Genomic DNA, 23,680 nt, shown 5'->3' with positions numbered 1-23,680 from the left:
TTAGTGCAGGTACAGATTAACTTCGCCTTAACGCGATTTATTCCAGAATCGTGCTGACTTTTCGCCGTTTCGAGCTTTAAAGTGAATGGCGCCGGGCCAATTCACTGAACGTCGCCATCCCCTGCAGGGTGGATTGAAGGCTTCGCTGCGCGCAGCCAGGCACGCCGAAGATGCCCTCGTGCAGGTCTCGGGGAGCGCGCTGCCAGTCGCCGTATGTTTGGTCCTCCAGCACCGGCTGAATCGGCATTCATGGTTTCTCGTTGGTCACAGGCATAGCGGCAAACAAGGTTGGCCATGACGCTATTTGAGACGATCGAGCATAATAATCGTGAATGCTGACATTAACAGGACCACCCTCCAGGGCTAAGCTGACACGTGTCATAAATCGCTGTTGGAAGCCGTATCCAGAGGAGTTGCAGATGTCACGTCTTACCACTATGGATCCGCATGAAGCTACCGGATTAGTGGCTGAAACGTTTGCGTCTATAAAGCGAGCTGCGGGTATAATCCCCAACACCTATGTCACCATCGGTACGCACAGCCCTGAGGGCTTGGATGCTGTATTACGGTTGGATGAGGTTGTCGCCCAGAGCGGCATTTCAGACGCGGATTTGGAAGTCATAAGATTAGTCGTCAGTGTCTGCTCGGGCTGCCGCTACGGTGTTGCAGTCCACAGCCTCAAGGCTAAATTGTCCGGTCTATCGTATGATGTCATTACTCGGGTGCGAGGAGGTAGAAACACTGAAGATTCACGACGCGATGCGCTCATTGAGTTTGTTCGCCATATCGTATCCGGTACAGGAACGCTTAGTGCGTTGGATGTGGAGTCGATCATTGCCTTAGGTTATTCTGAACGCCAGATCATTGGCATATCATTAACGATAGCCTCAACTATTTTTATCAATGCAGTCAATCGTATCAATGATACCGTGCTGGATTATCCAGAAATTTGATCATTCAATTCCCGTGTTTTAGCGAGCCACAGTACCGCATGTGTTCGAATGGATTCAGGGTTCTCGTCCAGGATCGTTGACAACAGACATGGCTGATAAGTCCGACGTTACCGTCTAGTGTCCCGCTCGGGTGGTTCGTTAACCTGAAGGCCCCGGAATTATTGGGCGAAACAAGTTAAGTAGGTAAACGAATTATTCTTTGGGGCACTAGCACGGTGCGGTCGGCCCTTGTTAGTCGGCAGATCTTGAGCTTTTAATCTTGAAGGTGTGTCATGTTGCTTATTGCTTTTGTGGGCGGTATGTTGACTATTCTGAGTCCTTGTATTCTCCCTGTCGTGCCATTTCTATTCGCCGGTGCCAATCGCACCCGCTCATCGATCATCGTGACGCTTGTCGGGATGTCGCTCACGTTTGCCTTGGTATCCAGCCTTGCTGTCGTCAGTAGCGAGTGGGTGATCCAAGCCAGTAACAGCGGGCGGCATGTGGCGTTGGTGGTGATGGTCGTGTTCGCCTTATCGCTCATTTTCTCTCGGCTGGGGGATTGGTTAACTCGACCTTTTGTACACCTTGGGAATGTCCTCGATCCCATTGGCCGCGGCCTGTCAGGCCTGCCCGGCTCACTGATGATTGGCGTTGCCACAGGTTTGCTTTGGGGGCCGTGCGCTGGACCAATTCTTGGCCTGATTCTCACCGGCGCGATACTTCAAGGTGCCAATGTCAACACGAGCCTGTTGTTGGTGGCATACGGTTTAGGAAGTGCGGTCTCTCTTGGCGTCTTTATCTTCGCTAGCCGCAGTCTGGTCAGTCGCTTCAAACCCTCTGTCTCGGTGATGGGATGGATACGGCGAACCGGGGGGATAGCAGTGCTGTTCGGGGCGGGCGTTATTGCTACCGGCGTTGACAGTGTACTCCTCGCCGGTGTCTCGTCAGCGCGAGGTGATAAGCTGGAAGAAGGCATATTCAAACTACTTCCCCAATGGACAGGCAACCTCTCCGGTGCAGCCAGCGACCCAACCGACGAAAATGACGCGTATCCGATGCCGTCTTTGGCGGGCGCTGTTGAGTGGATCAATTCGTCAGAGCTCTCAAGCAACAGGTTGAGAGGTAAAGTCGTACTTGTGGAATTCTGGACGTTCGACTGCATCAATTGCAGGCGCTCGTTGCCTTTCGTCAAGCAATGGGCAAAAAAATACGAAAAGGAGGGGTTGGTGGTGATTGGTGTCCACACGCCTGAGTACGGCTTTGAGCGAATCATTGATAACGTCAAGAGCAAGGTGAAAGAATACGGGATCACTTACCCTGTTGCGGTTGATAATGACGGCCTGATCTGGCGCAGCTTTCAGAATCATTACTGGCCCGCACATTATTTCATTGATGCCAAAGGGCAGGTGCGGCTTTTTCATTTTGGTGAGGGCAGTTACCAAGAGCAGGAAGATATGATCAAGCAGTTATTGGCGGAAGCCAAGGGCGACGTTGCGACTGGCATGTAAATACCAAATTTTTATCTTGCGGTCTTTCAGTTGCATGCGGTTTTTCATCTTTGGTGGGTGACTGGGCCCAGGGCTTATTGGTGATCCAAGGTGAATGTGGTTTGATAAAACCTTTCAAAAACGTGCGGACTTTGCCGTTCACTTGATACGTAGCTTGACATCGAAGGGTTGCGTTCCGAGACTAACGTCGACTGAGGCATGCCTTAAGCATTCTGCAAGTGACCAAGTTAAATTCGCCTGTCGCGCATGAACGTGGTTTTTTCGTCCCTTGTTGCTGACCAACATGCCTTCATTTTTTGGGATTGAACTCTTTCATCATCCAGTGGTTAACGTTTGCATACGTGGGAGTGCTCTATGAAAACTTTTATCTTTGCTTCAGCCTTTATCAGCCTGTTGACTATTGTTTTGACGCCCTCCGCAGTCGCTGAGGAAGGCGATCCAACGCGAGGTGAAACAGTATTTCAGCAATGCTCAATTTGCCATCAGATTGGGCCGGGCGCGACAAATGGGATCGGCCCGAATCTGACAGGTGTGTTGAACCGAAAAATGGGGTCTGTAGCAGGGTTTTCGTACGACACAGGACTGAGCAAGGCATCGATGGCAGGACTCAGTTGGGATAAAGACAAGGTCTTCAACTGGCTGGGGGATCCCCAACGCTACATAAGAAGCATCGTGAAAGATGAGTCTGTTACCACGAAAATGACCGTGAAAGTCAGCGATGAGCAGGCCCGTCGTGATGTGATCTCGTACATCGAGACCTTTGTCGAAAAATGAGCGGCTCACCGTTGCCAGTGTGTCGTCGATCAAACAGCTCGCTGCCACAACCCAGCGCTGGGGCTCATAATTCGGAGATAACGCTATGAACTTCATCTGGTTTCATCGGCTGGGTTCACCCAAATGGTTTTATGGAATCAGTGGTCGTTTTCTTCCTTGGTTGAGTGGGTGTGCTGCATGCCTGGTGATGACGGGCATCATCTGGGGATTGGCCTTTGCTCCACCGGATTATCAGCAAGGTAACAGTTTTCGTATCATGTACGTCCATGTTCCAGCCGCCATGCTTGCACAGTCGTGTTACGTCTTGTTGGCGGTGTGTGGGGTGGTGAGACTCGTTTGGAAAATGAAACTTGCTGATGTCGCTTTAAAATGTGCCGCGCCTATTGGAGCCTGGATGACAGCGATAGCGCTGATCACTGGATCTATCTGGGGCAAGCCCACTTGGGGCGCATGGTGGGTCTGGGATGCACGGTTGACGTCTATGCTCATTTTATTATTTCTGTATTTCGGAATCATCGCGCTAGGTCACGCGATCACTAACCGTAACAGTGCAGCGCAGGCATGCGCGGTACTTGCGGTCGTGGGGGTCATCAATATACCCATCATCAAATACTCTGTCGAATGGTGGAATACGCTGCATCAAAGTGCCAGCTTTACACTGACTGATAAACCCGCCATGCCAGCTGGCATGTGGCTTCCGCTGTTACTCACTTCGCTCGGCTTCTACTGTTTTTTTTGTGTCGTGCTCGTGTTGCGTATTCGTTTGGAATTGCTCATGCGTGAGTCTCGCGCCGGGTGGGTACAAAACGAGGTTCTAAAGAGCCAGTCGGCCGCTGCCAGCAGGAGCTGAAACGATGATGTTTTCTTCTTTCAGTGAATTTATCACCATGGGGCAACACGGCCTGTTCGTTTGGTCAGCGTACGGCATATGTTTTTTGATTCTTTCTATCAATGTCCTGTTGCCGCTACTGGCGAGGCGGCGTTATCTGCAACAGGAGTCTCGGCGGTTACAGCGGGAGGGTGATACATGAGCAAGCTGCATAAATTGCGTTTGATGTTCGTGTTGAGCATGCTCGCCGGCATTGGCACTGCGTCCACGTTGGTATTAAGTGCTCTACGCGAAAACATCAATCTGTTTTACACCCCCACCCAGATCGCCAACGGCGAAGCACCCATTGACACACGCATTCGAGCGGGCGGTTTAGTCAAGGCCGGGTCATTGCAGCGCTCCAGCGATTCTTTGGAGGTTACATTCGTTGTCACTGACTTGAACCAGTCCGTGACTATCACCTATCGCGGTATCTTGCCTGACCTGTTCCGAGAAGGGCAGGGGATCGTTGCCTTGGGCAAGCTCAAGAAGAACGGTGTGGTAGCCGCCGACGAGGTGCTCGCCAAGCACGATGAGAAGTACATGCCTCCGGAGGTAGCCAAGGCCTTGGAACAAACTAGCCGGTTGCCTGCTGTTTCTGCGGAAAAGGGGTAACTGGTGGCGATGGGAATTGTTATCCCTGAACTGGGCCATTTGGCGATGATTCTGGCGTTTTGTTTAGCGCTGGTTCAGGCGGTGATTCCTTTACTCGGTGCGTGGCGCAGCGACCGGTTGTGGATTAACGTGGCCCAGCCCGCCGCCTGGGGCCAGTTCGTCTTTCTGTTGTTCGCCTTCGGTTGCCTGGTTTACGCCTTCGTGACGGATGATTTCTCCGTCGCTTATGTGGCCAGCAACTCTAACAGTGCCTTGCCGTGGTACTACAAATTCAGTGCGACGTGGGGCGCTCATGAGGGGTCGTTGCTGTTATGGGCCTTGATTCTTGGTGGCTGGACCTTTGCCGTGTCGGTGCTTTCGCGACAGTTGCCGCCGGTGATGCTAGCCCGCGTGCTGGCGATAATGGGCATGATCAGCACGGGTTTTCTGCTGTTTCTGATCCTTACCTCCAACCCATTTTCGCGCATCCTGCCGCAAATACCGGGTGACGGACGCGACCTCAACCCGCTGCTGCAAGACATCGGCCTGATCGTTCATCCCCCGATGCTCTACATGGGCTACGTCGGGTTCTGCGTGCCATTCGCGTTCGCCATAGCGGCACTGCTGGACGGCCATCTGGATGCAGCGTGGGCACGCTGGTCACGGCCATGGACCATCGTTGCCTGGGCCTTCCTCGGCATCGGCATTACCCTCGGCTCATGGTGGGCTTACTACGAACTCGGGTGGGGCGGTTGGTGGTTCTGGGACCCTGTGGAAAACGCCTCATTCATGCCATGGCTAGTGGGCACAGCGCTGATTCACTCACTGGCGGCCACGGAAAAACGTGGCGTATTCAAGAGTTGGACCGTGTTATTGGCAATTGCTGCATTCTCGTTGAGCCTGCTGGGCACCTTTCTTGTGCGCTCAGGGGTGCTGACTTCGGTTCACGCGTTCGCCTCCGACCCAGGGCGTGGCGTGTTCATCCTGATTTTCCTCCTGCTGGTGGTTGGCGGTTCGCTGGCCTTGTTCGCCCTGCGTGCGCCAGTGGTCAAAAGCCAGGTTGGCTTCAACCTCTGGTCGCGGGAAACGCTGTTGCTGGGCAATAACATTGTGCTGGTTGTGGCGGCCTCCATGATCCTGCTCGGCACACTGTATCCACTGGTTCTGGATTCAATCACCGGGGCCAAGCTGTCGGTTGGCCCGCCGTATTTCAATGCGTTGTTCATGCCGTTGATGGCAGTGCTGATGTTGGTGATGGCAGTTGGTGTGATGGTTCGCTGGAAGGATACCCCAGCGAAATGGCTGATGAGCATGCTGACCCCGGTGTTGCTTGGCAGCATTGCCATGGCGGGGGTGGCAGGTGCCGCGTACGGTGACTTCAACTGGGCGGTGCTCGCCACCTTCCTGCTCGCTGCCTGGGTGGTGCTTGCCGGAGTGCGCGACATCTTCGATAAAACCCGCCACAAAGGGCCGATCAACGGGCTGTTGGCACTGAGCCGCAGTTATTGGGGTATGCAGTTGGCGCACTTGGGTGTAGCGGTCTGCGCCTTGGGTGTGGTGTTGTCGAGCCAGAACAGTGCCGAGCGCGACCTGCGGCTTGCGCCGGGCCAGTTCATGGACCTGGCGGGCTACCACTTCCTGTTCGAAGGCGCAGAACATTTCGAGGGCCCGAACTTCAGTTCCGACAAAGGTACCGTGCGCGTGTTTAGCGATGGCCGAGAAATCACCGTGCTCCATCCGGAAAAGCGCCTCTACACCGTACAGAACGCGACGATGACCGAAGCGGGGATCGACCCCGGCTTTACCCGTGATATTTATGTTGCGCTGGGTGAACCGCTGACCGAGGGTGCCTGGGCGATGCGGGTACACGTCAAGCCGTTCGTGCGTTGGATCTGGGCAGGCGGCCTGCTCACTGGGCTGGGTGGATTGTTGGCAGCGCTCGATCAGCGTTATCGGGCCAAGGTAAAAAGCCGTGTGCGCGAGGTACTTGCCTGCTCGGGCGCTATGGAATGAAACGTTGGTTGATAATCGGTTTGCTGGTGGCGCTACCCATGGTGCGCTGGCCTGCCGCAACGGTTTTTGGCATGAGCAATCAAGCATGATTGATTTCTGGCTGGGTGTAGGCTTGCTGCTTCTGGTGGCCGCTGGCTTTTTGTGGATTCCGTTCGTGCGCGGCTGTCACGCTCTGCGCGAAGAGGACCGCACTGCGCTGAATGTAGCGCTGTATGAGGAGCGAGTAGCTCAGTTGCACGCTCAGCAGGTCGAAGGCGCGCTCGGTGCCGCGCAGGTGGAGGCTGCTCACGCCGAGATGGCCCGCGAATTATTGGCCGATACCGAGGGCCATGCCGCACCGCCGACTTTCAATCTTGGCGGGCCCGCCCCCTTAATGATCACGCTGGTGGTTCCGGCGTTCGCCTTAGGGTTGTATCTGCATTTTGGGGCTCGCGAACAGGTTGAGCTGGCTCGCGAACTTGCCCAGCCCCCCAGTTCATTGGCGGCCATGACCGACCGTTTGGAGCGTGCCGTTGCCATTCAACCCGAGTCTGCTCAAAGTGCTTATTCACTTGCTCAGAACTACAGGGCTCAGGGGCGCTCAAGTGATGCCGCTAAAATGTTTGAACGAACGGTGTCATTGGCCGGCCGCCGACCAGAACTATTAGGGCGGTGGGCTGAAGCACTGTATTTTTCTAATGGGCAGAAATGGTCAGCAACGATTCAATCCCTCACAGCCGAAGCGCTGGTGAATGATCCAGGTGAGAGGGTTAGTTTAAGCCTTTCGGGATTGGCGGCCTTTGAACAACAGCGCTACCGCGACGCCTTGAAATATTGGAATCAAGCGATAGCAACGTTAAGCCCTGACGATCCATCACGCTCAGCGTTGGTTGAGGCAATAAGGCAAGCTCATGAAAACATTTCAAAAAGGCGCTGAGAACATTCGTACCATCAAGGGTGATAGATTGTAAGGGGCCGGTGAACACACCTTCCGAACCTGCCCGGTAAGGGTAATTGTGTCCGCGTTTTTTTAAGCGGACGCAATTACCCTTAACGCCAGGATCGCTATGCGCCAACGTAAGTCCTATCCGAAATCCTTCAAAGCCCAAGTCGTCCAGGAGTGCGAGCAGCCTGGCGTTTCCGTCGCCGCCATTGCGATGAGTCACGGTATCAATCCAAACGTGGTTCGACGGTGGATACCCCTGTTTCGCGATCAGCGGATACTCGCGCTGCCAGCGTTTGTTCCCGTGAGAGTCGCGCCGACTGAGCCCAAACCAAAGGATCACGCTTCAGCGGTCATCGAGCTACTAGCTGGCAAGCAATTGGTCACGGTGAAGTGGCCAACGTCAGATCCAGAGGGATGTGCCCGCTTTATCAGAGGGCTTGCTTGATGATCCGCATCGACGCCATCTGGCTCGCCACCGAGCCTATGGATATGCGTGCTGGTACCGAGACTGCATTGGCCCGAGTGGTCGCGGTGTTCGGTGCGGCGAAGCCGCACTGCGCTTATCTGTTCGCCAACCGCCGCGCCAATCGAATGAAAGTACTGGTGCACGACGGCGTGGGTATCTGGCTGGCCGCGCGCCGCCTGAACCAAGGTAAATTCCATTGGCCAGGCACACACCGTGGCCACGAAGTTGAACTCGACGCCGAACAACTTCAAGCGCTGGTGCTCGGCCTGCCTTGGCAGCGGGTTGGTGCTAACGGGGTCATTACGTTGCTCTGAATCGGGTCTTTTAGCTGTGTCGAGTGCGCGGCGTTGGTAAAATACACGACATGACTTCCTTGCCCGATCTCGACCAAATGACCCCCGAACAACTGCGCACACTCGCTGCGCAGTTGCTGTCGAAGGTCGACACCATGGGCCGGAAGATCCATCGTGGCGAAACGATCATCGAGCAGCTCTCTCACGAGATCGCCATCCTCAAACGCCACAAGTTTGCCAAGCGCAGTGAGCAGATCAGCCCGGCGCAAGGCAGTTTGCTGGATGACTTGCTCAACACCGACCTCGAAGCCATCGACGCCGAATTGAAAGCACTTCGTCCTGCCCCAGCGCCGGATGAAGTACGCCAACAACCCAAGCGTGCAGCATTGCCACCGCAGTTTCCTCGTACCGTCATTTATCACGAGCCAGAGAGCACTCAGTGCTCCTGCGGCTGCCAACTTCAACGCATCGGCGAAGACGTCAGCGAGAAGCTGGACTACACCCCCGGCGTGTTCACCGTTGAACAGCACGTACGTGGCAAGTGGGCCTGCCGCCAATGCGAAACACTGACTCAAGCGCCGGTACCGGCACAAGTGATCGATAAAGGCATCCCGACTGCTGGCCTGTTGGCGCATGTCATGGTCGCCAAGTTCGCTGACCACTTGCCGCTGTACCGGCAGGAAAAGATCTTCGACCGTGCCGGCCTGGCGATCCCGCGTTCGACGCTGGCTCAGTGGGTCGGCCAAACCGGCGTACAACTGCAACCGCTGGTAGATGCACTGCGCGAAGCCCTGGTGGCCCAGCGAGTCGTCCATGCCGATGAAACACCGGTGCAGATGCTGGCGCCAGGAGAAAAGAAAACACATCGCGCGTATGTCTGGGCCTACTGCACCACGCCGTTCTCGGCACTGAAAGCAGTGGTGTACGACTTCAGCCCCAGCCGTGCTGGCGAACACGCACGCAACTTCCTGGGCACCTGGAACGGCAAGCTGGTGTGCGATGACTTCGCAGGCTACAAAGCCGGCTTCGAGCAAGGCATCACCGAGATCGGCTGCATGGCCCACGCCCGGCGCAAGTTTTTCGACCTGCATGCGGCGAATAAAAGCCAGTTGGCCGAACAGGCGCTGCACTCCATCGGCGGGTTGTACGAAGTCGAACGGCAGGCCAAGGAAATGAGCGATGAAGATCGCTGGCGATTACGTCAGGAAATGGCGGTGCCCGTCGCTGGGAAGTTGCATGAGTGGATGCTGGCCCAACGCGCACTTGTGCCCGAGGGATCGGCCACGGCGAAGGCGCTGGATTACAGCCTGAAACGCTGGGTAGCGCTGACGCGCTACCTGGATCATGGTGCTGTGCCCATAGACAACAATGCGGTCGAGAACAAGATCAGGCCGTGGGCGCTCGGTAGGTCGAACTGGCTCTTCGCTGGGTCACTGCGCAGCGGTAAGCGGGCAGCGGCGATCATGAGTTTGATCCAGTCAGCACGCATGAATGGGCATGATCCGTATGCTTATCTCAAAGATGTGCTGACGCGGTTACCGACCCATAAGGCTGGTGAGATCTCGAGTCTGCTACCTCACCATTGGTGTTAACGGGCTCCTCATCCTGCGGCACTGCCTCGTTGACCGGGGTGCGGTTGTAAGATTGCGCCTTTCACCGGTATTATTCGTGGGTCATTTCTACGACATCTCGAAGGGAATTACCTTTGCCCCGTTCCAACTGGCTGCCTACGCCGCCTTAGCGCTATGCCCCCTCGCAATACTCTGACCGCCTCATAGCTGCGGTCGCGTTCTGCTGCGCCTGATTTTTGGCCGCGGCTATCCCACAACCTAAATGAAGACAGAAGCACCTGCATTGCTCAGCGCTGGCCGCTGTGCGTCATGCCGTGCCTGCTATAGGTAAACCATGCTTGAAAAAATCAAAGCTGCCTGGCTATCAAATGTCCGGGCTGACGTTCTTGCTGGGCTCGTTGTTGCGCTCGCCCTCATTCCCGAGGCTATCGCCTTCTCGATCATTGCCGGAGTCGACCCCAAGGTTGGCCTTTACGCCTCATTCTGCATTTGTACCGTGATCGCATTTGTTGGTGGTCGGCCCGCAATGATCTCTGCGGCCACGGGTGCGATGGCTTTGCTTATGGTGAATCTGGTCAAGGATCATGGCCTTCAGTACCTGCTCGCTGCCTCATTGCTTTGCGGCGTGCTACAAATAGCAGCGGGATATTTAAGGCTGGGAGAGCTGATGCGCTTTGTATCGCGCTCGGTTGTGGCTGGTTTCGTAAACGCTTTGGCTATCCTGATTTTCATGGCGCAGTTGCCCGAACTGACTGGTGTTACGTGGCCGGTTTACGCCATGACCGCTGGAGGCCTCGCGATTATCTATCTCTTCCCTCGACTGCCTTTTGTAGGGAAGCTGCTGCCATCGCCGCTAGTGTGCATCATTGTGCTCACCGCAATCTCGGTATACATGGGCCTGAAAATTCATACGGTGGGAGATATGGGCTCATTGCCTGACAGCTTGCCGGTATTCATGTGGCCAAGCGTACCGTTGAATTTGGAGACCCTGCTGATTGTGCTTCCTTACTCAGCCGCGCTGGCAGTGGTAGGACTTTTGGAGTCCATGATGACCGCGACCATCGTGGATGACCTGACGGACACCACCAGTGACAAGAACCGTGAGTGCAAAGGTCAGGGAGTTGCCAATATCGCAACCAGCCTCATAGGAGGCATGGCCGGCTGCGCCATGATTGGCCAGTCTATGATCAACGTTAAGTCAGGCGGTCGCACGCGTCTTTCTACCTTGTTTGCCGGAGTTTCTCTGCTGATCATGATGATCTTCCTGGGCGATTGGCTGGCCCGGATACCAATGGCCGCGCTGGTTGCAGTAATGATCATGGTGTCTATCAGTACCTTCAGTTGGGGATCGATCCGAAATCTCAAGGAGTATCCGCTCTCAACCAACATCGTTATGGTTGTCACCGTTGTGGTTGTAGTTGCGACTCATAACCTGGCGTTCGGAGTGGTCGCAGGAACCCTGCTAGCCGCGATGTTTTTCGCAAACAAAATCGGCCACTACCTGGACGTGTCCTCTAAGCGTGATCCGGAAAATGCTCACCGGACGTACTACGTGACGGGGCAAGTATTCTTTGGTTCAGCAGACAGATTCTCCAATGCTTTTGACCTCAAGGAGCGGCTAGACACCCTGACGATTGACCTGCGTGAAGCTCATTTTTGGGACATCACAGCCGTGGCTGCGCTGGACAAGGTTGTGCTCAAGCTTCGCCGCGAAGGTATCCAGGTAGATGTGATCGGGATGAACCAAGCGACTTCGACGCTGGTGGATCGCTTCGGAGTACATGACAAACCCGATGGTATTGACACGCTGATGGGACATTAATGGTGATCCCCAAGGGCGATGTCTACCGACTCAATTAGATACATCCACGACCAATGGGAAGCCATTGGTCTGTGGCTAGCGGTCAATATGTGTTCACGGGACGCTTACGTACCGGAAACAAATCGGCAGCCTATACGCCAGCCAAAACGGCCTGTGTTTGCTCTGCAAGCAACCGATCACCAAGGAAACAGGGTGGCACGACCACCACATCATCCACCGGGCCTTTGACGGTGGTGACGCTTTGGCCAATCGGGTACTCTTGCACCCCAACTGTCATAACCAGCTCCACACGCGTGGTCTACACGTGACCAAGCCGGCTCCCCTTGGGGGCTTAAAGAAGGCTTGAGCCGTATGCGCTGAAAGGCGCACGTACGGTTCTTAGGGGGGAGTCAGCCAGCAATGGCTGGCTCCCACCCGACTTTCCAGCCGGCTCGGTGGGCTTCGATGTAATCCTCGGCTACCTCTTTGAAAGTCCTAGTGGGGGCGCTTCCTCTACTTGTTGAGGTTTGGAAAGTTGCTGCCTCAGCAGGACGGGATCTGATCCGGCCTTGACGATCCTCCTTGCCTGACTGGCTGAGTCCCTGGCTTGGACGAGCGTGATGTCGTCCACGGTACCCAGCCCCATATCTCTGGATCTCCCATTCAATTTGAATCGGTAAATCCAACTCCCGCTGCCCATAGCCGACACCTTCAGATACAAGCCCTGGCCATCGCTGTGCATGGCTTTTTCGCCCGAGCGGAGTAACCGCTCTACTGACTTGACCGTTAACAGGTTCGATTTCATTGCCGTCCTCCTCACTCTCAGCCCATACTCCAGCCCATACTTTGGATGCTGGCTTGGGTTGGAGCTCAATCGGTCTTATTGGAAGATGCTAACGCCTGATGCCCGATCTAGAGGTGCTGTTCGTCGGAAAAGCGTGCCGCAGTGGAAGGCAGTGGATGTCTATTTGGCGGACTACGCTGCATTCGAACTGATTTTCATAAGATACTGATTTCAATCAATAAAAATTTCGAAGTATCTAGCGGCCGTGTTGAGTTCGAATCCCTGATCATTCGCCAAATTCGGTTGTCATGCTGCGGGAAAGAAGGTTGGGTCGTTACAGTTGGGCTTTAAGTCAGGGGGAGACGCTTAATCTGCAAGCGCTAGCCTTGTATTGTTCCGAAGCTGATCTAAGTAGTTCGCCCACAGTTGCGCGGCTTCCCGGCGCTGACTCAAGAGTTGAGCGCGTGCATAAACGGCTCCCAGCGCACCTGGCATCCGATGCGAGAGCGACAACTCCAGTACAATTGGATCGATACCCAAATGCTCATGAGCGATCGTGCGGTAGGTAGCCCTAAAGCCGTGAGCGGTGATGGCGTACTCAGGCCAGACTTTTTGCAGCGACTTGAGGATGGACGTAGCATCGATTGACCTTCCTGGATAGACAGGCGATCCGAAAACCCAGCCGTTACCAGCATCATCAACCACCCGATTTTTGTGCAGCTCGCGCAGCAGGACTAGCGCTTGATCTGGTAGCGGCACGATATGCTTGCTCTTGTCCAGATGTTTGGTCTTGCTGACCACATATCGCCAATCGGCGCCGATCAGATCGACGTCCTCCCAGCGCATCTTCACAAGTTCACCCGGCCGAACCGGCAACAGCACCAGTAGGCGCATTGCATAGGCCACGCTGCCAAGGTTCAGATCATCGAGGCGCAACAGAAACCTACCCAGATCAGCTGGACGCTCAATGGCCGGGTTGCTGGTCACCACGTGGCGTATCTTAAGTTCTTCGGTATTGCTCAGGGCCACGTTTCGCTCAACCCAACCTCGTCCTTCGGCAAAGCCAAGGATGGAGCGAATAATTGTCCGCACGCGCCTAGCCATCGCCATGATTCGCTTATACCGCAGCTCGGTAATGATGGCCGTTATGTGCTCGAGCTTGATTTCGCTGACCGGCCGCTCGCCGATGGCGGGCAGAATGTGGTTGTTCAGTGCGCCGCGAAATCCTGAAACGGATTTGCTGACCAGGTCGGCGGATTTGAACTTCATCCACTCCTCAGCGACGTAGGCGAACGTACGTGCCTCGTTTAGCCATTGCGCCTCGATCTTGGCTTTTTTGGCTTTGAGTGGGTCGATGTGATTGGCCACACTATTGCGCGCTGCCCGGGCGAGCTCACGAGCTTCTTTCAAGCCCACATCCGGATACCTGCCGATCACGAACACATTTTCCTTGCCGCGAAGACGGTACTTCAGCCGCCAGTGCCGTGAGGGTGATTTACCAGGCTTGAGCGAGGCACGCACTTGGAGATAGAGACCCGAGACGTCGCCATCGGCATACTTGCCCGATGTGGTCAGCGAACGAATGAAAGCATCGCTGAGTTTCTGGCGGAAGGGTGGCGGTTTTTCGGGGGGCATGGTGTGGGGGTATCTTTTTTAAATCGGGCTTGGTGTCCCCCAAAGATACCCCCAGTCAAGCTGGAATTGAGTGGATTCCGATGGACGGCTACGGAAGATTATTTAATCTAACGCTATGAATTTAAAGGCTTTATGGCTCTTGGTGGAACTCGATCAGAGACTATCGGGGTCCCCAAAGAACATCTGTATCCGCGAACGCAACCACCGCTCCGCCGGATCGTTGTCCTGCGCACCGCGCCAGGCCATGTGCAGCTCGAAGGTGCGCACGTCCAGCGGCATGTCCTCGGCGCGCAGGCCGCCGGCGGCGGTGAGGGTTTCGGCGGCGTAGTCGGGCACGGTGGCGATGATGTCGGTGCCGGCCAGCAAGGTGCCCAGGCCGTTGAACTGCGGTACGGCGAGCACTACATGGCGCTTGCGGCCGATTTCCTCGAGGGTCTCGTCGATGAAACCGGACAGGTCGCCGGCGAACGACACCAGTGCGTGAGGACGGGCGCAGAAATCATCGAGGGTGATGTTGCCGGGCACGCTGTCGGCGCGCAGCAGCTTGGGCTTGCTGCGCCGCAGCACCTTGCGCTTGGCGTTGGCCGGCAGGTCGGCGGTGTAGCTCACACCCACCGAGATTTCGCCGGAGGCCAGCAGTGTCGGCATCAGCAGGTAGTTGACCCGGCGCACCACCAGGACGATGCCAGGCGCTTCGGCGCGGATGCGCTTGAGCAGCTTGGGCAGCAGGGCGAACTCGGCGTCGTCCGACAGGCCGATGCGAAACACCGAGGTGCTGGTGGCCGGGTCGAACTCGGCAGCGCGGCTGACCGCCGTGGAGATCGAGTCCAGCGCCGGGGAGAGCAGGGCGAAGATCTCGTGGGCACGGGCCGAGGGCTCCATGCTGCGGCCGGTACGCACGAACAGCGGATCGTCGAACAGGTTGCGCAGGCGCGACAGCGCCGCGCTGATCGCCGGCTGGCCGAGGAACAGCTTTTCGGCGGCACGGGTCACGCTGCGTTCGTGCATGAGCGTTTCGAACACGATCAGCAGGTTCAGGTCTACGCGGCGCAGGTCGTTACGATTCATCGGTGCGTTTCGCCTTGCTCAGGTGGGTCGGGGTGAATATTAAGGCCAAAGGCTGTTACCCTGCACGGGTTTACGGGGGCCAATGCAGCGATTTGCCCGTAGCCCAATCAATGACAGGCATGTCGACTATTAACAGCCACTGATGGTCTAACGTGCAAAGCCCGGATAAAGTCCGTGGTAATACGAGGTTCACAAAGGCGAGGTATGCGATGTCCCGCATGATCCGTTTCCACAAGTTCGGCGCGGCCGATGTGCTCCGTTGCGAGGAGCAGGCCGAACCGTCCCCCGCGGCGGGCGAGGTGCAGGTGCGCGTCGAGGCCATTGGCCTGAGCTGGTACGACGTGCTCTGGCGCCAGAACCTGGCGCCGTCGCAGGCACGCCTGCCGGCAGGGATCGGCCATGAAATGGCCGGTGTGGTCACACAGGTTGGCGAGGGTGTCGAGGATATCGCCGTGGGCGACCGCGTTGCCAGCTTCCCGGCCACCAGCCCCAACGAGCATCCGGTATACGGCGATGTGATCGTGCTGCCACGCACGGCCATCACCCGTTATCCCGAGCACCTGACGCCGATCGAGGCCAGTGTGCATTACACGCCGCTGCTGATCGCCTACTTCGCCTACGTCGACCTGGCGCGGGCCAAGGCCGGGCAGACGGCGCTGGTGACCGATGCCAGCCACTGCGCAGGGCCTGCCTTCGTGCAGTTGGGCAAGGCCCTGGGGCTGACCGTTTTCGCGGCTACCAAGGAGCCCGAGCAGCGCGAGTACCTGGTTGAGCTGGGTGCGGACAAGGTGATCGTCACCGAAGAGCAGGACTTGTTGATGCAGATCGGCAAGTACACCGATGGCCGTGGCGTCGACATGGTCCTGGATGGCATGGGCGGCCCGCAGATGTCGCTGCTCGGTGACGTGCTCGCTCCGCGTGGCAGCCTGGTGCTGTACGGCCTGCAAGGCGGCAACCAGACACCTTTCCCGGCGTGCGCTGCGTTCCAGAAGAACATCCAGTTCTACGTGCACTGCATCGGCAACTTCATCGGCAAGCCGGAGCTGGGGATTGCCCAGGACCAGGTAGCCTTGCAACGTGCGCTGCGTGATATCAACCAGTTCACTGCCGACAAGCTGCTGACACCGCAGATCATCAAGGTCTATCCCTTCGACAAGGTGGTGGAGGCTCACCGCCTGATGGACGAGTGTCCCTGTGGCGGGCGCATTGTGCTGGATATGGCCTCCCATTGATCGTTCAGCTTTCTGCAAGTATGAAAAAACCGGGCGCTGCCCGGTTTTTTTCTGACATTTCCTACAAGTAATTAATAACGAGCTTACATTGTGCAAGGGCTGGTGATATGCCCGGCCTGCTTGTTCGTGTGCCCGTCGAAAGGCTGCTGGGTTATTCTGTTTCGCGCTGCGTTTATTACCATCCCCTGAATGGTTTTTTTACCCTGATCTGTATCTTTTATTCAGTTGCCAACTCTCGATAATGGCTTCGTGATGCTTGTTGGCAGCCCAGCGCCGCAGATACCTTGGCGCCGGGGCTGTGGAGGCGCTGCGGGGTGGCATTCGATGTCTGGTAGACAGTAATGCGTCGAATCCTCCTAAGTGCTTGTAGGAAAAACCTTTGAACTTAACCGCGATCCATTTGCACGCCGGTGCATGCCGGATTTCTTTGCGCTCAAGGAATGGAGTGGAATACATGAGCAATATCCATGAGCAGGCCCTGCACTACATATACCAGCAAGTACTGGACCGCTTGCTGGAACATATGTCCCAGGCGCAACGAGCTTCTGTTCAGTTGTTGGTCCAGCGGTTGCTGGTGGCAGCAGGTGGCGTGGAGTACATCGGCGGGTTTCGTCTGCTGGTGGTGCAGGGGCCTGATGAAGGCAGCGCGCGTCTGCTGGCGTTCCTGCGAGCGGCCCAACTGAGCATTGCACTGCGTACCCCTGCGACTTTCCGGCTACAGGTGGTAGTCGCCTCGCGTCCGACGCCTGCACCTGACGCCCTGGAACAACTGGAACGTACCTTCAGTGCGTTGTTCCTGCAGGACGACCCGCGCGTCGAATTGCTCGTTCCTGGCGCCCATCACCTGCAGCCATTCACTCGCCAGGCTGGAGCGGTCACGGAAGATATCCAGCTCGGTCGCGAGGCATTGCTGGTGTTCGGTCATCTGTGCGGCGGTCAGCCTGAGGCCCTGTTTGGCAGTCGCCTGCACCTCGAGATGGCCGACGCCCTGCAGGCGGCATTGTCCCAGGCAACGCCGCCCGATGCCCTGGTCACGGCAGTACCCTTGCGCCAGCGGCGCCGATTTCTTGGCTGGAGCCGTGCCGCGGCGAGGCAATGTGGTGAGCGTGGCAACCATGTCATGCACCAGTGTGCCGCGGCCTTGTGCGAGACGCTGGGGCGCCTGCGTGCGCGCATTGCCCGGCCCCTGGACAGTCGCGCGGCAAACGCATCGGCGCATCTGGCAAAGGTGGCGGTACGGGTCATTGCGGTCGATGATCTGGTCCTGCCTGCGCAGGAGGGCGACCTCCTGCACTGCGTACTGGGTGTGCAAACCGCGCAGGGGCAGGGGCCGCTTGGCGCCGCCTTCGACCATGCCTATCTGGCTTACCTTCAACGCTTGCGCGACCGCTGGTTGCCGGGCACGGGCGAGCCGGGGCGGTTGCTCGCACAGCCGGTGCCGGACTTGTTCCAGCGCGGTTTTGGCGTCGATGACGAGCAACTGACCTGCCTGCTGTTCGCCCCTTTCGCCGAACAGGGGCGCCGCCTGGCGGCCTTTGTCCAGCGCTGTCACCCGACCATGCGCGTGGCGTTGCCTTACTTGCACCGAGCGCTGCAGGGGCAGCCGTGCCCCGAAGCGGTAGTCAACTGGCTGATCGGGACCAGCGGCTTGAGCCTGGCCCAGTTGCGCGCCATCTACTCGGGGCGACTGGCGCAGCCGCATGCCAGCCTGATGGCACGCATGGCCCGGCGTGATGTCGGGCTGCGGCTGCTGGCGCCGCCCTTGCCATGCGCCGACGCGATGGCCCGGATCGCCAGCTGATGGGCCGCTCCGTACAACGCGAATTCGCCTATCAGGCGGTGTATCACTATCTGGAGACATTGATCGCGCAGGCAGGCAACAGCGGCGCTCAATCACGCTTGCCCTCGCTGCGAGACCTTGCACGTCGCCTGCGTGTATCGCTGGCCACGGTGCAGTACGCCTACAGTTTGCTGGAGCGAGAGGGGCGGGTGCATTCGGTGCCCAAGTCCGGTTATTTCGTCAAGCTGCCGGTCAATGATCCGCCGGCGATGCGCCTGGCGCGGGCGCAGGCTGCGCCCTTCGTCCTGCCGCCGCTGCCGTGCGAAGCCCTTGAAACCTTGTTGCTGGCGCATGAGCGGCGCCTGGCGCGCCAGCGCACACAGGCCCAGGCGGGGAATGCGCTGTTGCGCAATGCATTGGCAGTCCGTCACACCCGCTCATCGACGCAGTATTGGCGTGCCGAGGATGTACACCTGGCCACGGATGTCCAGGCACTGCTGCAGACACTGTTGATCGCCCTTGACCTGCAGGGCTGTACGGTGTTGGTGGCCACGCCCTGCTGCTGGCGTCAGTTGCAGGTGCTGCAGCAATTGCAGATGCGCGTTCTGGAGTTACCCCTGGACGCCGTCGGCGGCCTGGACCTTGACACGCTCGCACAGTTGCTCAAGCACGAGAGCGTACGTCTGCTGCTGATGCCTTCGTGCCTGGCAACCCCTCCGGGCAGGCAGGTATCGGCGCACGAGCAACGCGAGGTGGCCCGCCTGCTTGCGGTCTATCCAGCCTGGCTGCTGGAGAACGACCTCGACAGCGAGCAGTGCTTCACGCTTGCCCCTGCATCGCGCCTGCGCGACTGGGTCGATCCGCACGGCTTGCTGGTACTGGGTTCGCTGGAGGGTATCGTCGGGGCAGAGGCGCCCTATGCCTATGTACTGAGTCGGCACCCGGCGGTGTGCGAAGCCTTCCTGCGCCGCAGCTTCGTGTTGCCGCCGCGACGACAGCACGCACTGGCCTGCCTGTTGACGCGCAACGATATCGACGGCCATCTGGAGCAGTCGCGCAGGAACCTCGAACTGCGCATGGCCATCCTCTGTCACGCCGTCGAGCAGCATTTGCGCGCCCTGGTGACCTTTGTCAGCCCCGAAGGCGGGCGCACGCTATGGTGCAGCCTGCAACGGGCGGTGGATGTGCGCCAGGTGCCGGACACGCTGGGGGATTCGACGCTGTGGGTCGCACCCGGTGGGCTGTTCAGCCTGCAGGGGCGCTATGCGCACCATCTGCTGCTGGCCTGGCTGGGTGATGACGCAGCAGAACTGGAGCGGGCGCTCGCCGAACTTGCGCAGCACCTGACGTATCTGGGAGAAGATCAGCCGCACGCGTTGAATTGACCACTGATCCGGCGTACTTGTCAGGCCTGCCGATCTGTATGTATAAACAGTACCTTCTGATTCCTGCGACGTTCCGCCGTGATTGCCCATTCCGTCGACGACCCACTGTATTACCTGCATAACTTCCGGCAGGTCCTGAGCTGGGTCGAACACCGCTATGCCGACCTGCTCGATGTCGATGAGCAGGATTTTCTTCGCGCGTTCGCCCGTCTGGCCGAACCTGCACAGGCCATGCTGGTGCGCATGGTGATGCGCAAGGGCGAGCTGTTTCGCGATGATCGCCTCGAGTATGCGGAAATCGGCAACGCAAGCGCGGCGCTGGCGCCTCTGCAGGCATTGGGGTGGGTCTGCGCGGCGCCGACGCTCAGCCTCGAGCAGCTGTTCGGGTTGCTGCGCAAGGATGAACTGGCGAGTTGTTTCGCCGACCGTCTGTCCCGTCCCAAAGCTGGCAAGGCAGTGTTGCTGGCCGAGCTGCAGGCGCTGGAGTTGACGGCAAGGCCGCTGGCTGCGTGGTTCGAGCAGGCGCCTGTAGGGATTCTGCACTGGCGCCTTCAGCCCTTGTGCGACCGGCTGCGTCTGCTGTTCTTCGGCAACCTGTACCAGGACTGGTCGGAGTTCGTCCTGGCCGATCTCGGGATGTTGCGCTACGAACAGGTGAACTTCAGCGCTGCTGATCGCGCCCTGCGAAAGCGCACCGAAGTCGACCTGGCGATGGCCCTGCACGCCTGTGCCGAGCGCCTGGACAACGGCGAGTCTCCCTGCACCGTGCTCGCCACGCTATCGTCGATGAACAGCGACAACGCCTGGCTGGCCAGGCGACGCGCACGGCTTCTGTTCGCCATCGGCCAGCGCTGCGAGCGCCTGGGCGAGTGGGACATGGCGCTGTCGGTCTACGACGGGCTGGATCATCCCGAGGCGCGCATCCGTCAGATTCGAGTGCTGGAGCGCAGCGAGCGATGGCAACAGGCGCATGATCTGGCGCAAGGTGTGGCCGGCTCAGCGGTCAATCCACTGGAGGCGCAGGCGCTCGCGCGCATGCTGCCGCGCCTGGCGCGCAAGCTGGGTGGCCCGCCGCGGCGCAGGGCGCGTGCTGCGGTGCAGACGCTGATCGAGCTCGAGTTACCGCTGGAGATGGCTGGCTCCGGGGTCGAGGAGGCCGTTCGCCAGCACTTGGCCGAGGCCGGTGGCCAGGTGCATTACGTCGAGAACACACTGTTCACCAGCCTGTTCGGCCTGCTGTGCTGGGAAGCGATCTTCGCGCCACTGCCCGGGGCCTTTTTCCACCCCTACCAGGCTGCCCCCCAGGACCTGCACGACAGCGACTTCCACGGGCGCCGAGAGGCACTGTTCGCGCGCTGCCTGGGGCGTCTGGACGATGGCAGCCACCGTGACGCGATCCTGGCCTGCTTCGCCGCCAAGCAGGGGTTGCAATCACCTTTCGTGTTCTGGCAGTTGCTCAGCCCGGCGTTGCTCGAGCAGGCACTGGCGTGCGTACCTGCCGAGCACCTCAAGCACTGCTTCCTGCGCTTGCTGCAGGACATCCGCAACAACCGCACCGGCATGCCCGACCTGATCCAGTTCTGGCCCGAGCAAGGGCGTTACCGGATGATCGAGGTCAAGGGGCCTGGCGACCGCCTCCAGGACAACCAGTTGCGTTGGCTGGATTTCTGCGCCGAGCACGACATGCCGGTCGCCGTCTGCCATGTACGATGGCAGGAAGCGCTGGCGTGAGCCTGAGCGTTGCAGTTCGCGCACTCTGCGAGTTCAGTGCCAAGGCTGGCGACCTGGACCTGCGTTTTACCCCCTCGCCATCCGCGCAGGAGGGTATCGACGGGCACCGGCGGGTGGTTTCGCGGCGCGATCCGGGCTATCAGGCCGAGGTGGCGCTGGAGGGCCAGTACCAGGGCCTGCGTGTGCGTGGCCGGGCCGACGGCTACGATCCGCTGCGCAATCGCCTGGAGGAGATCAAGACCCACCGCGGCGATCTCGAGCGCCAGCCAGACAACCATCGCCAATTGCACTGGGCGCAGGCCCGGGTCTATGCGTGGTTGTTGTGTCACCTGCACGGGCTGACGCGCATCGAGGTCACCCTGGTGTATCTGGATGTCGACAGCGACCGTCAGACCCTGTTCAGCGAACAGCAGGACGCCGCCGATCTTCAGCGTTTTTTCGAAGCCCTGTGCCAGCGTTATCTGGGCTGGGCGCAAGCGCAGTCCTCGCGTATCGGCCGCCGCGACGACGACCTGCAACGGCTGGCGTTCCCCTATCCGCAGTTTCGCCAGGGTCAGCGCCAGCTGGCCGAAACCCTGTACAAAGCCGTGGCCACCGGCCGCTGCCTGATGGCCCAGGCCAGCACCGGCATCGGCAAGACCCTCGGTACGTTGTTCCCACTGCTCAAGGCCATGCCCCTTCAGCAGTTGGACAAACTGTTCTTCCTCACCGCCAAGACGCCAGGGCGGGCATTGGCGCTGGAAGCCTTGCGCCAGATCACCGATTCCACTGCGCAGCCGCAACTGCGTGCGTTGGAGCTGATTGCGCGGGACAAGGCGTGCGAGCATCCGGGCAGTGCCTGCCATGGCGAGTCCTGCCCGCTGGCCAAGGGCTTCTACGACCGTTTGCCGGCTGCACGTGAAGCGGCCGCGCAGCGGCCATTGCTCGATCGCGCGACGCTGCGCGAGGTAGCCTTGGCGCACCAGGTCTGCCCCTATTACCTGGGCCAGGAGATGGCGCGCTGGGTCGACCTGGTGATTGCCGACTACAACTACTATTTCGATGCCCATGCCTTGCTGTTCGGCCTGGCCCAGCTCAACCAGTGGCGGGTAGCCGTGCTGGTTGACGAGGCGCACAACCTGGTCGAGCGCGGCCGGGCGATGTACAGCGCCAGTCTCGACCAGGGGCAGTTGCAGGCCTTGCGCCAGAGCAAGCCTGCCGGTCTGACGAATGTGCTGGATCGCCTGAACCGCCAATGGAACGCCCTGTACAAGGCGCAACAGGCGCCGTATCAGGCCAGCGAGAAGTTGCCCGACACCTTTGTACGAAGCCTGCAGCAGTGCATCGGTGCGATTCAGGAGCGTATGGAGCAGGCACCTGCTCAGCTTGATCCGCCGCTGTTGCAGTTCTACTTCCAGGCCCTGCAGTTCTGCCGGGTGGCGGAACTGTTCGATGAGCACTTCCTGTTCGATGTGGGGGTGCGCAACGGCCCAAAGCGTCGGCGTCTGGCGACCCTGACCCTGCGCAACGTGGTACCGGCCCGCCTGCTTGGCCCACGGATGCGCGCCGCACGCAGTGTCACCCTGTTTTCCGCCACCCTCGGGCCACGACGCTTCTACGCCGACCTGCTGGGCATGCCGGCCGACACCGCCTGGCTGGAGGTGGCCGCGCCGTTTCGCGCCGAACAGTTGCAGGTGCACATCGTCAGCGACGTCTCGACCCGTTACCAACAGCGCCAGCTTTCGCTGGCTCCGATCGTCGAGCTGATCGCCGCCCAGTATGAGCGTCAGCCCGGTAACTACCTGGCGTTCTTCAGCAGCTTCGAGTACCTGGAGCAGGTGGCCACGCTGTTTGCCCAGCGCCACCCCGAAGTGCCACATTGGCAGCAGGCGCGGGGCATGGACGAGAACGCCCGCGAGGGTTTTCTGGCGCGCTTCGTGGCAGACGGGCAGGGGATTGGCTTCGCCGTGCTGGGCGGTGCCTTCGGTGAGGGCGTCGACCTGCCCGGCAGCCGCCTGATCGGCGCCTTCGTCGCCACCCTGGGCCTGCCCCAGGTCAACCCGGTCAACGAGCAGTTCAAGCAGCGCCTGGGTCGCCAGTTCGGTGCCGGCTTCGACTACGCCTACCTGTATCCCGGCGTGCGCAAGGTGATCCAGGCAGCTGGGCGGGTCATTCGGGGAGACCAGGACCGTGGTGTGCTGTTCCTGATCGACGAGCGCTTCAGCGAGCCGCGGGTGCGGCAGATGTTTCCCGCCTGGTGGCAGGCCGGGATCAACTAATCCCGGCCTGCCATCGCGCGACCGTGCAACTCCCAGTACACTGCGCGTTCCAACACCTA

At 58.9% G+C, this 23,680-nt stretch carries 19 protein-coding genes and 2 pseudogenes; 18 read left to right on the top strand and 3 right to left on the bottom strand.

Features of this window, described 5'->3' with window-relative positions; all coding sequences use genetic code 11:
* Positions 1 to 419 precede the first annotated feature (419 nt).
* From AC1TXO_RS14110 to AC1TXO_RS14050, 13 genes and pseudogenes are all read left to right on the top strand, one after another.
* Positions 420 to 953, top strand: coding sequence for a carboxymuconolactone decarboxylase family protein (locus tag AC1TXO_RS14110; protein WP_325976127.1), 534 nt, complete (start codon positions 420 to 422; stop codon positions 951 to 953).
* 272 nt (positions 954 to 1,225) lie between these two features.
* Positions 1,226 to 2,443: a cytochrome c biogenesis protein DipZ gene (locus tag AC1TXO_RS14105; protein WP_325976126.1), complete on the top strand. Its 1,218-nt coding sequence runs from the start codon at positions 1,226 to 1,228 to the stop codon at positions 2,441 to 2,443.
* A 354-nt stretch (positions 2,444 to 2,797) separates the two neighbouring features.
* A complete protein-coding gene (locus AC1TXO_RS14100; protein WP_486402331.1) occupies positions 2,798 to 3,217 on the top strand; it encodes a c-type cytochrome in 420 nt (139 codons plus the stop codon).
* A gap of 85 nt (positions 3,218 to 3,302) precedes the next feature.
* Entirely contained in the window at positions 3,303 to 4,067 is a 765-nt protein-coding gene (locus tag AC1TXO_RS14095) for a heme ABC transporter permease (protein WP_486402330.1), read from the top strand.
* A 4-nt stretch (positions 4,068 to 4,071) separates the two neighbouring features.
* A complete protein-coding gene (gene ccmD / locus AC1TXO_RS14090; protein ID WP_486402329.1) occupies positions 4,072 to 4,248 on the top strand; it encodes a heme exporter protein CcmD in 177 nt (58 codons plus the stop codon).
* Positions 4,245 to 4,700, top strand: coding sequence for a cytochrome c maturation protein CcmE (gene ccmE / locus AC1TXO_RS14085; RefSeq protein WP_486402328.1), 456 nt, complete (start codon positions 4,245 to 4,247; stop codon positions 4,698 to 4,700). Before ccmD ends, ccmE begins: the two co-directional genes overlap by 4 nt.
* A gap of 9 nt (positions 4,701 to 4,709) precedes the next feature.
* Positions 4,710 to 6,692 (top strand): heme lyase CcmF/NrfE family subunit, encoded by a 1,983-nt coding sequence (locus AC1TXO_RS14080; protein ID WP_486406841.1) that lies wholly within the window; start codon positions 4,710 to 4,712, stop codon positions 6,690 to 6,692.
* 85 nt (positions 6,693 to 6,777) lie between these two features.
* Positions 6,778 to 7,593 (top strand): annotated as a pseudogene (gene ccmI / locus AC1TXO_RS14075) (c-type cytochrome biogenesis protein CcmI); the annotation flags it as partial.
* 145 nt (positions 7,594 to 7,738) lie between these two features.
* Positions 7,739 to 8,062, top strand: a complete 324-nt coding sequence (gene tnpA, locus AC1TXO_RS14070) for an IS66-like element accessory protein TnpA (protein ID WP_486402327.1) — start codon at positions 7,739 to 7,741, stop codon at positions 8,060 to 8,062.
* On the top strand, positions 8,062 to 8,397 hold the full coding sequence (tnpB, locus tag AC1TXO_RS14065) for an IS66 family insertion sequence element accessory protein TnpB (protein ID WP_486402326.1): 336 nt from the start codon (positions 8,062 to 8,064) through the stop codon (positions 8,395 to 8,397). Before tnpA ends, tnpB begins: the two co-directional genes overlap by 1 nt.
* Before the next feature lie 50 nt (positions 8,398 to 8,447).
* Entirely contained in the window at positions 8,448 to 9,968 is a 1,521-nt protein-coding gene (tnpC, locus tag AC1TXO_RS14060) for an IS66 family transposase (protein WP_486402325.1), read from the top strand.
* A gap of 313 nt (positions 9,969 to 10,281) precedes the next feature.
* Complete coding sequence (locus AC1TXO_RS14055; protein WP_486402324.1) at positions 10,282 to 11,769, top strand: SulP family inorganic anion transporter; 1,488 nt, start codon at positions 10,282 to 10,284, stop codon at positions 11,767 to 11,769.
* Positions 11,770 to 11,872: 103 nt separating this feature from the next.
* A pseudogene (locus AC1TXO_RS14050) lies at positions 11,873 to 12,115 on the top strand (HNH endonuclease signature motif containing protein); the annotation flags it as partial.
* Between the two features lie 111 nt (positions 12,116 to 12,226).
* Here AC1TXO_RS14050 and AC1TXO_RS14045 read toward each other — a convergent pair.
* The 3 genes from AC1TXO_RS14045 to AC1TXO_RS14035 form a co-directional block, all read right to left on the bottom strand.
* Entirely contained in the window at positions 12,227 to 12,553 is a 327-nt protein-coding gene (locus AC1TXO_RS14045; protein WP_486402323.1) for an Arm DNA-binding domain-containing protein, read from the bottom strand.
* Between the two features lie 345 nt (positions 12,554 to 12,898).
* Positions 12,899 to 14,167, bottom strand: coding sequence for a tyrosine-type recombinase/integrase (locus AC1TXO_RS14040; RefSeq protein ID WP_486402322.1), 1,269 nt, complete (start codon positions 14,165 to 14,167; stop codon positions 12,899 to 12,901).
* A gap of 153 nt (positions 14,168 to 14,320) precedes the next feature.
* On the bottom strand, positions 14,321 to 15,235 hold the full coding sequence (locus AC1TXO_RS14035) for a LysR family transcriptional regulator (protein ID WP_486402321.1): 915 nt from the start codon (positions 15,233 to 15,235) through the stop codon (positions 14,321 to 14,323).
* Between the two features lie 209 nt (positions 15,236 to 15,444).
* Here AC1TXO_RS14035 and AC1TXO_RS14030 point away from each other — a divergent pair, with 209 nt between their 5' ends.
* From AC1TXO_RS14030 to AC1TXO_RS14010, 5 genes are all read left to right on the top strand, one after another.
* The gene (locus tag AC1TXO_RS14030; protein WP_486402320.1) at positions 15,445 to 16,467 is read left to right on the top strand and encodes a zinc-dependent alcohol dehydrogenase family protein; all 1,023 of its coding nucleotides are present in this window, start codon (positions 15,445 to 15,447) and stop codon (positions 16,465 to 16,467) included.
* Positions 16,468 to 16,921: 454 nt separating this feature from the next.
* Complete coding sequence (locus AC1TXO_RS14025) at positions 16,922 to 18,268, top strand: hypothetical protein (RefSeq protein WP_486402319.1); 1,347 nt, start codon at positions 16,922 to 16,924, stop codon at positions 18,266 to 18,268.
* Positions 18,268 to 19,632 carry a GntR family transcriptional regulator gene (locus AC1TXO_RS14020; RefSeq protein WP_486406840.1) on the top strand — a complete coding sequence of 455 codons (1,365 nt, stop codon included), beginning with the start codon at positions 18,268 to 18,270 and terminating at the stop codon, positions 19,630 to 19,632. Before AC1TXO_RS14025 ends, AC1TXO_RS14020 begins: the two co-directional genes overlap by 1 nt.
* Positions 19,633 to 19,710: 78 nt before the next feature.
* A complete protein-coding gene (locus AC1TXO_RS14015; RefSeq protein WP_486402318.1) occupies positions 19,711 to 21,363 on the top strand; it encodes a VRR-NUC domain-containing protein in 1,653 nt (550 codons plus the stop codon).
* Positions 21,360 to 23,621: an ATP-dependent DNA helicase gene (locus AC1TXO_RS14010; protein WP_486402317.1), complete on the top strand. Its 2,262-nt coding sequence runs from the start codon at positions 21,360 to 21,362 to the stop codon at positions 23,619 to 23,621. Before AC1TXO_RS14015 ends, AC1TXO_RS14010 begins: the two co-directional genes overlap by 4 nt.
* Positions 23,622 to 23,680: the final 59 nt, after the last annotated feature.

It is taken from the genome of Pseudomonas sp. FA117, assembly GCF_057370475.1.
Note: the sequence above shows the minus strand (reverse complement) of the source record. Positions and strands in the feature narration are given on the sequence as shown.